Here is a 9,896-nt window from a genome sequence, read left to right on the forward strand (position 1 = left end):
TCCAGCGTTATGAACTGCATCTGATGTTGTTTTGCACGATTCTTTTTCTTATACATAAAAACACCCCAATCATAATAATATTTTACCATGAATGGAGTGCTTTATGCTAGTTTGTCAACAATCTGAGCGGCAGTGGGTACACTGCCGCTGTCAACATTCGGAAGGTTGTAGTCTATTGTGAAATCTTGTTTTGCTATTCTCTCAGCAGGTACAGTGCCTGTATTTCCTGTGCCTGTCTAGAATAACGGATAAAATTAGAAAGTGAAGTTAAGAGTAGAGAAGTATGCGGTATGGGTTCCCTTGTTGTTTACAAAATCCTGATTGATTGCTTTGCCGAAGAAGAAATCGTTGGTGAGGAGAATGCTAGGGGAGAAGCGATACCACAGGCCTGCTTCAACACCCTTGGAACCGGCCTTTTCAGAGCCATGTACCAGGCTGGACATGATGACAGCATCAGCACCCAGGTGACGATAGCCTACATAGCCGCCGATCTTCTTGCCGCCCCAAGGTGAACCGTTGTAGGTCAGCTTGATGTCACTGGCTTTGTTCTGATAGCCGCGGCTGCCCTGGGAATAGAAACCGGTCAGCCCCCATTTATCATTGAACTGATAGCTGGCATCAACAACGCCAAGATTCAGCTTTTCGTTATCATAGGCAACGGACTTGTAGTTGTAGTAACCGATACCGGCAGACAGCTTGTCATTGAATTTGTGCTCTACGGAGAGACCGTATGCGGTTGGACGCTCGTTGTTGAAATCATCGCCGCCGCCAGCAGCACCATTGCTGCCATTGCGGATAAAGCCCTGATTGCCAGGTACAGCCATATCCCATTTCTTTTCGCGAATCTTACCGCCATATGCCTTTACGGTGGTGTTATCGCTGGCGTTGTAGTCAACCTCTGCACCATAAACGCGGGCGTTGCTTACATAGCCGCTCTGCAGGCCAGGCTGGAAATGACCGAATTTCAGGTTCATGTTCTTGGCAACAGGCCCCTGAGCGTACACTTCCCAGATTGAACCAGCTACATCAAGATTGTCACCGCCTACATAATCATCGGCAGAGGATTTCTCGGAGTTGAAGCCGTCACTGCTGCCGTATTTCCAGTCAAGACCGGCATGGGCACCCCAGCCGTTGGTCATCTTGCCATCAATGTTGAGCCAGAGAGCCTTCTCCCAATAAGTGTTGCCCCCATCAATGCCGCGCATTGCCTTCTGAGCAAAGCCGCCGCTAACCTTTACGTTATCAGACTTTTCTTCCAGCCTGGTTACGCGGAGGCCGATGGAGTCCAGATCCTCGGAGAACTCGGCAGTCAGTTTTTCAATCATTGCCTTCTGCTCGTTGTTGGCAATCTTCTCATGGGAGCGGGCGCTGGCGATGAGCTGTGCCATCTCATAACGGGTAACAGCGCGGTCGCCGCGGAAAGTGCCGTCACCGAAGCCGGTAACGATGCCTTCCTTGTTCAGCTCGGTAATTGCCTGTACAGCCCAATGGTCAGCAGGTACATCAGAGTAGAGCACCTCGGCAGACTGAGCAGCGTATGCTGAAGTGGTAGCACCAACCATCAGTGCAGATAAAACACCCAGCATGAGTTTCTTGTTAGTTTTCATTTTTATAACCCCTTTTCTCAATAATGCCATGACGTATACTTTAAAAGTCATATCATTTCATCGACAGCTATAATATAGCATATGATTTAATACATTGTCAATAAAAGAGATGAGAAAATTTCATAAAAAGAATTTTATATTATACTAAAGATAGAATTATTTTAAAATAAAAGATATAGCTTTTATTGACACAACAAATACAGAAATAGTATAATAAAGGCGAAAAGAGGGGGAATAAGAATAAATTCTTATCCATTATGAAAATAAAAGGGGAGAAACATCTAATGAGAAAGAATTGGCTGAAAAAAATCATTCCTTTGACGCTGTCTGCCGGAATCATGGTTGGTGTGCCTGCTTTTACGCAGCCTGTGCTGCCAGTGGGGATTGCCAGCGTGGCAGAGGCTGCTGCACCGGTGCAGTGGAACGTGGGCAAGGATCTGGCTGGCTGGAAGTTTGGCGGTGTGTGGGCTTACAGCGGTGAGCCGGAGGTTGCAGCGGATAGTGCTTTTGGCGGTTCTATCCGCGTGGGAACAGATTTTACCAATAACGTAAATGACAGCTGGAGCGAGGTCAAGCTGGAAAATGGCAGCGTGGCAGAAAAGCCGTTGGCTATCAATGGCTACAATACCCTGTCATTTAATCTGTACTTTAATCCGGCAGCCATGACGCAGGGGGGCTTCAAGCTGAAGCTGTATGCCAAGGCTACCGATGAGAGGGAGGTTATCAATGCCTGCCCTGACCTGGACATCAGTCAGGCCAAGGATGCCGGCAACGGCATGAAGTGCCTGCCGGTACAGGTGAATTTTGCACCGGCTGATGTCAGTGTCAGCTATCTGTGCCTGAGCATCGTGGGCTCCTGCACTGACTACAAGGGTGATTTGTATGTGGGGCAGCTGAAGCTGTCCACGGAAAAGGTGCCTGATGGCTATGTGGATGCCAAGGTGGCTGCCAAGAAGCAGGACAAGGTACAGCTGGGGCAGCTGGCCCTGCCAGGCCGGGCGGCCCTGACGGATGCCAAGGCAACCCCGGAGACAGCAAAGCTGTTTGCCTACCTCAAGGGCATCGCCCAGAGTGACAAGGTGCTCTACGGCCATCAGAACGAGCTGCACAAGAAGGTAGCCAAGAATCTGCCGGGGGCATCTGATACGGAGGATATGGTAGGCGACCATGCTGCGGTGATGGGGCTGGATTCCCTGGCACTGACCGGCAATGAGCTGGCATTGACAGACGATGAGAAGGCAAGAGGGGTGACTCTTTCTGAGAAGCTGGCAGGGATTTATATTCCGGCTGCCAAGAAAGGGGCAATCCTCACCATGTCCATGCATCTGCCGAATTTTGCCGAGGTGGCAAAGCGGCCAAAGATAAATGGCAAGTACGATTTCAGCGGCTATTCCCCGAACAATCTGGAGGGGAGCGTGGTGCAGCGCATCCTGCCGGGGGGAGACCTGAACGAGGTGTACAGGGCATATCTTGATATGGTGGCTGAGTTTGACGGCAAGCTGCAGGCAGCTGATGTGCCGCTGATTTTCCGTCCGTTCCATGAGAATAACGGCTCCTGGTTCTGGTGGGGGGCATCCAGCTGCACCCCAAGCGAGTACAAGAACATCTTCCGCTATACGGTGGAGTACCTCCGGGATGTGAAGGGACTTCACAACATGCTCTATGCTTATTCCCCGGGGGGGCCTCTGGTGGACGAGGCTGACTACCTGTCCCGGTACCCGGGTGATGCCTTTATTGATGTAATCGGCTTTGATATGTACCATCGGGATCCTGCCAAGGAGGATATGTGGATGGAGGGCTTTGCCCAGACCATGCAGGTGGTGGCCGATTTTGCCAAGAAGCGGGACAAGGTGGCAGCTGTTACCGAGTGCGGCATGCTTTACGGCAACAGTGCCCTGGTGGTAAAGGGCAATACACGTCTCGACTGGTGGAATGAGGCCATGGCGAGGATTGCACCGCAGGATATGGCTTATTTCCTGACCTGGTCAAACTTTGATGATACCAACTTTGACCAGCCGTACATGGTGGAGAAAAAGCGGGGCCAGGAGCTGATTAATGGCTTTATTGACTTTTATAACAAGCCTGAGTCCGTGTTCATGAAGGATTCCGCTGACTTCACTAAGGCCAGTGTAACAGCTGCGGCTGCCAAGGAAGGCTATGGCTACCTGCTGGCACCGAACTCCTACAGCCGCGTGCTGGAGAATCTGCCGCTGTCCGCCAAGCTGGGGGGCAAGGCAGATGATGTGAAGTTCGTCATCACCGACAGGCAGGGCAGGAAGCTGGCAGAGGCGGCAGCCCAGGTGAATAAGGGCACGGCCAAGGCGGAGTTTGCCAAGGATGTCATTAATGGCCTGGGGGCACTGGTGGCAAATGTGGAGGTGCTGGTGAATGGCGAAGTGTCCGATAGCGTGCCGGTGCTCCTGAACATGACTGCCCCGGCAGCCAATCCTCTGCTGGTGGATGATTTTGACGGCTATTACGGGGATAACGGCCTTTTGGGTGGCACCTACAATGCCAATACTGGCTCCGGCTGCACAGTGGCACCGCAGCTTTCTCAGGAGAAAAATGGCGGTGACTCAGGCCTTGCTTTCCGCTATAGCATCAACAAGGGGGGCTATGCCGGTATCGTCAAGAGCCTGAAGAAAGCCGACTGGAGCAGCTGTGATGCCATTCAGCTCTGGGTAAAGCCGGACGGCAAGGGGCAGAAGCTGATTATCCAGCTGAACAGCAATGGCGAGGATTTTGAGGTGGATCTGAGCAAGCTGGCTGCCACCACGGAGGCACAGGTGATTACCCTGCCATTTGCTGACTTCAAGGGCAAGAACGGCGGCACCTTTGATGCTTCGGCGGTGAACCATTTCGGCATTTACTGCAACACTATCGGCAGTGAGACTGTGGATTCTGTAATGTACTTTGACTCCATTAAGGCCGTTAAGCAGTAATTAGCACATAATCTGAACGGAGATAAGCGGATTATTCAAGAGAATTATACGATATAACTGTGTAGGAAGACTGCTGCATCGAATCAGGTCGAACCTAGCGATGGGGCATGTACCATAGCAGGCATATTTATGAGCCTCGCTTCTTAATGAGTTCGAGCCGTAAGGCGATGAACGAGTTTAGAAGCGCGAGGCTCATAGCATAGCGCGAGCGTGCCTGCCTATGGTACTGTCCCATCGCCTGGGATTGCGCTTTGTTTTTTCAATATAGCAGTCTTTTTATTGTTTGTTTTTTTGCCTGTATTTACTGTATACAATGAAAAATGTTGCCTGATTATGTAAAAATGTATGCTTTTATATGCAGCATATTGCATAAAATTTTGCCACAATATATAATTTTCCTAGGAGATAAATACCAAAATGAGGGGGAATTAAGATGGACCATTAATGAGTTTGTGGACTTCTACAATGAGCCTGAGACCTTGTTTGCCGATGGGGTGAACTGGCAGTCCCTGAAGAAATAACAAGGCGGCCAGTGGCTGGCAGAATATAGAATAGCATGGCAATAAAATAAGCGGGGCTGTATGCTGCTGAGATGAGCAGTATACAGCCCCGCTTTTGCTGTGGGATAGTCAGTGGGTGCGGAGTGGGTTAGAGCCACTGCATAATGGCTGCTACCTTGTCCTTGAGGTAAAGGGCGATTTTCCTGGCTCCCTCTGCGGTAGGATGGGTCAGGTCGTTGGCGTAGTCGGCTTCTTTCAGGAGCGGCTCCGGCACGTTCAGGGGGATGTAGTGGATGTTCTTTTCCCCCTGGGCTTTCAGCTGGTTGATGCTGAGGCAGATCCAGTAGCGGACGTCGGCACCCACCCAGTCCGGCACCGGCTCAATGCAGATGATGGCTGCTTCCGGGTTGATGCTGCGGACGGTGCGGAGGAGCTCCGTGTAGTTTTTGATGAACTCAGCCTGGGTGGGAATGCGGTTCCTGCCGTCCAGGTCGGCATAGGTTTCCACTTCAAAATTTGGCTTCTGGTCGATGAAGTCGTTGGTGCCGATGCAGATGAGCACGGCATCTACAGGGAACTGCTCCGGATCCCACAGCTGGTTGCCCTTGAAGCTGTCGGAGTACAATGTCCATTTGTAGCGGTCAGCAGTGTGGACACGGTTGTAGGGGCGGATTTCGTCCCACTGGTGGATGAGCCCCTCCCCGGATACGCCCAGCACGCTGTAGTCAGCCTCCAGCATCCTGGCCAGCTGGGGGCCGTAGGCCATGTCGTTGTCCTCTATGTCATAGTAGCCGGGATTGGGGATGCCGGGAGCGGGGGAGTTTTTTGCACCGGCGGTAATGGAGTCACCGATGAACTCGATGCGGCGTGTTTTCAGAAGGTCAGGCCGGACGATATCAGCCCCCCAGTCCAGGATAAAGCCCTGAAACTGGGAGATGCCCTGAATGCCCTCGGTCATGCGCACCAGCAGCAGCTTGTGCACTCCTGGAAAGAGGTTTTCTGCCAGGGAAGTGGTGCCGATGGCAGGGCGGAACTTGCGGAAGGGGCCGTTGTCGATGCTGACCTTCCAGTAATTTGTCTTGTCCAAAAGCTTTGCCTTGATGCTGGTGCCGGTAAAATTCAGCTTGATGTAGATGGCACCCTGGGCACAGCGGTAGTTGTTGGCATCGGTTTTGTCCCAGCGGCCGAAGTACTGGATATGCAGCTTGCTGGGAGCTATGTGGATAGTGCGTAGTTGGTTTGTGGCTTCTAGCATCATGTCGTATCATCCTCATATGTCGCAAAATAATCTCTAATGATATTATATAGTCATAAAGTCCTTTTTGTCAATTAAAAGAAATGGGAAAATAAAATAAAAGATATATCATTTGTTGACATATAAAGCAATATGTATTATAATTGAAGCCACAATGATGCTTGTATCGATAATCGCATTAATACTTGTATTGTTGATATTAGTATTGGTATTGATGATGCTTGAACCAGGAAACAGAGAGGATGAATATTGTGGCGATTTTGGGGTTTGATGTAGGCGGCAGCAGCATAAAGTTTTCCGTAATGAGCGAGGAAGGGCAGATACTGCGGAAGGGGAGCATACTGACGCCGGATAATCTGGAGGATTTTTACAGCGAGCTGGTGGCAGCCAAGGAAGGCCTGGCTGCGGCATATGAGCTGGAGGGGGCTGCTTTCAGCCTGCCGGGGGCCGTTGATGATGAGGCCGGGGTGATTGGCGGTGCCAGTGCCCTGCCGTACATTCATGATTTTAATATAAAGAAGGCCTTGGAGGAAAAGCTGGGGCTGCCTGTGACCATGGAGAATGATGCCAACTGTGCGGCTCTGGGCGAGGTTTGGCTGGGAGCTGCCAAGTACTGCCAGGATGTGGTGTTCCTGGTAATCGGCAGCGGCGTAGGCGGTGCCGTTGTCAAGGGACGGCGCGTGCACCATGGCTGCCACCTGCATGGGGGCGAGTTCGGTTTTATGGTGGTGGATGACAAGGGCACGGTGCTCAGTGAGGCAGCTTCCACCCGTGCCCTGGCAGAGCATGTGGCACTGGCCAAGGGCATGGACAAGGATGCCCTGAACGGCAAGGAGGTCTTTGAGCTGCAGGCCAATGGGGATAAGATTGCCCAGGAGACGATTGAGGACATGTATAGCCAGCTGGCAAGGGCGGTGTACAATATCCAGTACAGCTTTGACCCGGAGCTTTTTGTGATTGGCGGTGCCATCAGTGAGCGGGAGGATTTTGTGGAAAATATTACCCGTCATCTCCATGCTATTTTGGACAAAGTCGGGATTGCCAGGATTCGTCCGCAGGTGACCAGGGCTGAGTTTGGCAATGCAGCCAATCTGATTGGCGCGGTATATCATTTCCTGCAGCAGAAGCAGTGATATTAACTTTTTATAATTTTTGCTTTTCTCTTAAACGTACTTGAGAAATATGCTTTTTTGCTATACAATACTTTAGTGCAGTGTTATAGATGCTGCACTGAGGTATTGTATTTTTTTGAGGAAAGTGGGAAGGTATTATGGCTGAAAGTGTTTGGTCAGTGCTGCCGCCGATTATTACGATTGTGCTGGCGCTGGCGACAAAAGAGGTGTACATGTCACTGCTCATCGGTATTTTTTCCGGTGCGCTCCTGTACACTGAGTTCAATGTGTTGAATGCGATTATGACCATGTTTGAGGTTATGGCAAGCAAGGTTGGGGGCAATATCAACATTCTGGTGTTTCTGGTTATCCTGGGCATCCTGGTGGCGGCAATTACCCGTTCCGGCGCTACCCGCGCCTATGGCGAGTGGGCGGCAAGGACCATTAAGGGACGTCGCAGCTCCATGCTGCTGACGGCTCTTTTGGGGCTGGTTATTTTTATTGATGACTATTTTAACTGCCTGACAGTGGGTACGGTCATGCGCCCGATTACGGACAAGTTCAAGGTGTCCCGTGCCAAGCTGGCGTATATTATTGACGCTACGGCTGCGCCTATCTGCATTCTTGCCCCTGTGTCCAGCTGGGCTGCCGCTGTAGGCTCCTCCCTGCCTGAGGGCAGCACTATTGACGGCTTCAGCCTGTTTTTGCAGACGATACCGTTTAACCTTTACGCCTGGCTGACTATGGCGTTTATGCTGTTTATTGTCTGCTCCCAGCGGGATCTTTTTTCCATGGCGAAGTATGTGAAGAAGAATCAGGAGAAGTTTATTGTGCCTGACGAGTACCGGGACAGCGAGGAAGTGCAGCCGGGGGGCAATGGCAGGATTATTGATTTGGTGCTGCCGCTGCTGGTGCTGATTGGTGCCTGTGTATATGGCATGCTGTATACCGGCGGCATTCATGATGGCGTGGGCATTCAGGAGGCGTTTGCCAACTGTGATTCCAGCAAGTCATTGGTGTTTGGTTCTTTTATTGCCTTTGTGTTTACGGCATTTTTGTATCTGCCTCGTGGTGTTATCAGCTTTAGCTCCTTCTGCGAGACCTTTGTGCAGGGCTTCAAGGCTATGACGCCGGCCAACCTGATTTTGTGCTTTGCCTGGACCTTGTCCGGCATTTGCAGTGATAAGTACCTGAATCTGGGTGGCTATGTAGGGCAGCTGGTCAGCGCCAATGCCAGCGTGCTGGTTTTCCTGCCGGCAATCTTCTTTATTGTGGCGATTATTCTGGCTTTTGCTACCGGCACTTCCTGGGGTACTTTTGGCATCCTGATTCCGATTGCCATTGCTGTTATCGGTACCGGGGACCAGAATCTGCTGGTGATTACCGTGGCTGCTATCCTGTCCGGGGCAGTGGGCGGTGACCACGCTTCGCCGATTTCGGATACGACCATTCTTGCCTCTGCCGGGGCACAGTGCAGCCATATTGACCATGTGAGCACCCAGATTCCTTATGTGGCCATTGTGGCAAGTGCCAGCTTTGTCGGCTTTGTGGTGGACGGTTTTACCAATAACGGCTGGCTGGGGCTGGCAACGGCTGTGGTGATTATGGCTGGGATTATGGCTTTGATTTATGTAAAGGTACGGCCGGTGGACATAGAACATTGAGTTTCAGTTGTTCGTAGTGGATGTTTGTTACTTCGTGCATATACTGATGATGTAGTTTGAGAGTTTGTGGACTCTGTTCAGACATTATAAAGGGGTGAGCAGGGGCAATACCTATAGAAAACACGCTCGCGCTCCTCATTGTGCCTAGCGGATGCTAAGCTCTCGCTTCGCCTAACGGCTCGCGAATCGCTAAGCACCGAGGCACAACAAAGGTTTTCTATAGGTACAGCCCCAACTCGCCCCTCTCTTTGTCTGAACAGATATAAACAAAATGATAAAATGACATACATTATTTGTTACCATAGTGATTCATACAACTTGACGAGCAAGCCTGAAAAAGGTGGAGAAGCCTGTATCGCAAAAATTTTATAAAAAAGTGTTGACAGGCGATTGCTTTTCGTGTAATATATACATCGTTGTCGCTACTGACACAGAGTTGTAAAGAATATATTAAAAGTTCTATGCAATTCAGTAGAGCGGAGATGACAAAAAATATTTCAAAAAAGTTCTTGACAAAATGAACGCGTTGAGATATTATATAAAAGCTGACTCATGCAGATAACTTAAAAAGTTAAAGCTGAGAAGGCAGTGTTCCTTGAAAACTAAACAATGCAATAAGAAATCATGCACACATGATTTCAAGCCAGATGTTGGATTCTGTGTCCGCCGTGCGGATGCAGAATATAAATAAACAAGATTTGTGCGAAACACAATCTGAAATTCCATTACATGGATAATTTTGAGAGCCAATCAAGGTCTTCTACATTTCACCCGTGAAGCGATAGCTGAACGGCTGTGAAATGAGTGTCAGGACAT

General features: G+C 50.3%; 5 protein-coding genes. 3 read left to right on the forward strand and 2 right to left on the reverse strand.

All coding sequences use genetic code 11. The annotated features are described in order from the left end of the window. Positions 1-254 precede the first annotated feature (254 nt). Positions 255-1,607, reverse strand: a complete 1,353-nt coding sequence (locus FYJ84_RS14000) for an S-layer homology domain-containing protein (RefSeq protein WP_154408212.1) — start codon at positions 1,605-1,607, stop codon at positions 255-257. 284 nt (positions 1,608-1,891) lie between these two features. Here FYJ84_RS14000 and FYJ84_RS14005 point away from each other — a divergent pair, with 284 nt between their 5' ends. Next, positions 1,892-4,549, forward strand: a complete 2,658-nt coding sequence (locus tag FYJ84_RS14005) for a CIA30 family protein (RefSeq protein WP_205764285.1) — start codon at positions 1,892-1,894, stop codon at positions 4,547-4,549. A 648-nt stretch (positions 4,550-5,197) separates the two neighbouring features. On the opposite strand, the gene FYJ84_RS14010 is transcribed toward FYJ84_RS14005, so the two are convergent. Next, a complete protein-coding gene (locus tag FYJ84_RS14010) occupies positions 5,198-6,307 on the reverse strand; it encodes a GDSL-type esterase/lipase family protein (protein ID WP_154408214.1) in 1,110 nt (369 codons plus the stop codon). A gap of 239 nt (positions 6,308-6,546) precedes the next feature. Between FYJ84_RS14010 and FYJ84_RS14015 the strand changes: the two genes are divergently transcribed. Then, on the forward strand, positions 6,547-7,437 hold the full coding sequence (locus FYJ84_RS14015; protein ID WP_154408215.1) for an ROK family protein: 891 nt from the start codon (positions 6,547-6,549) through the stop codon (positions 7,435-7,437). 137 nt (positions 7,438-7,574) lie between these two features. Beyond that, on the forward strand, positions 7,575-9,080 hold the full coding sequence (locus tag FYJ84_RS14020) for a Na+/H+ antiporter NhaC family protein (protein ID WP_154408216.1): 1,506 nt from the start codon (positions 7,575-7,577) through the stop codon (positions 9,078-9,080). The last annotated feature ends 816 nt before the right edge of the window (positions 9,081-9,896 follow it).

The sequence above is a fragment of the Anaerovibrio slackiae genome, assembly GCF_009695585.1.
Classification (GTDB): Bacteria; Bacillota; Negativicutes; order Selenomonadales; family Selenomonadaceae; genus Anaerovibrio; species Anaerovibrio slackiae.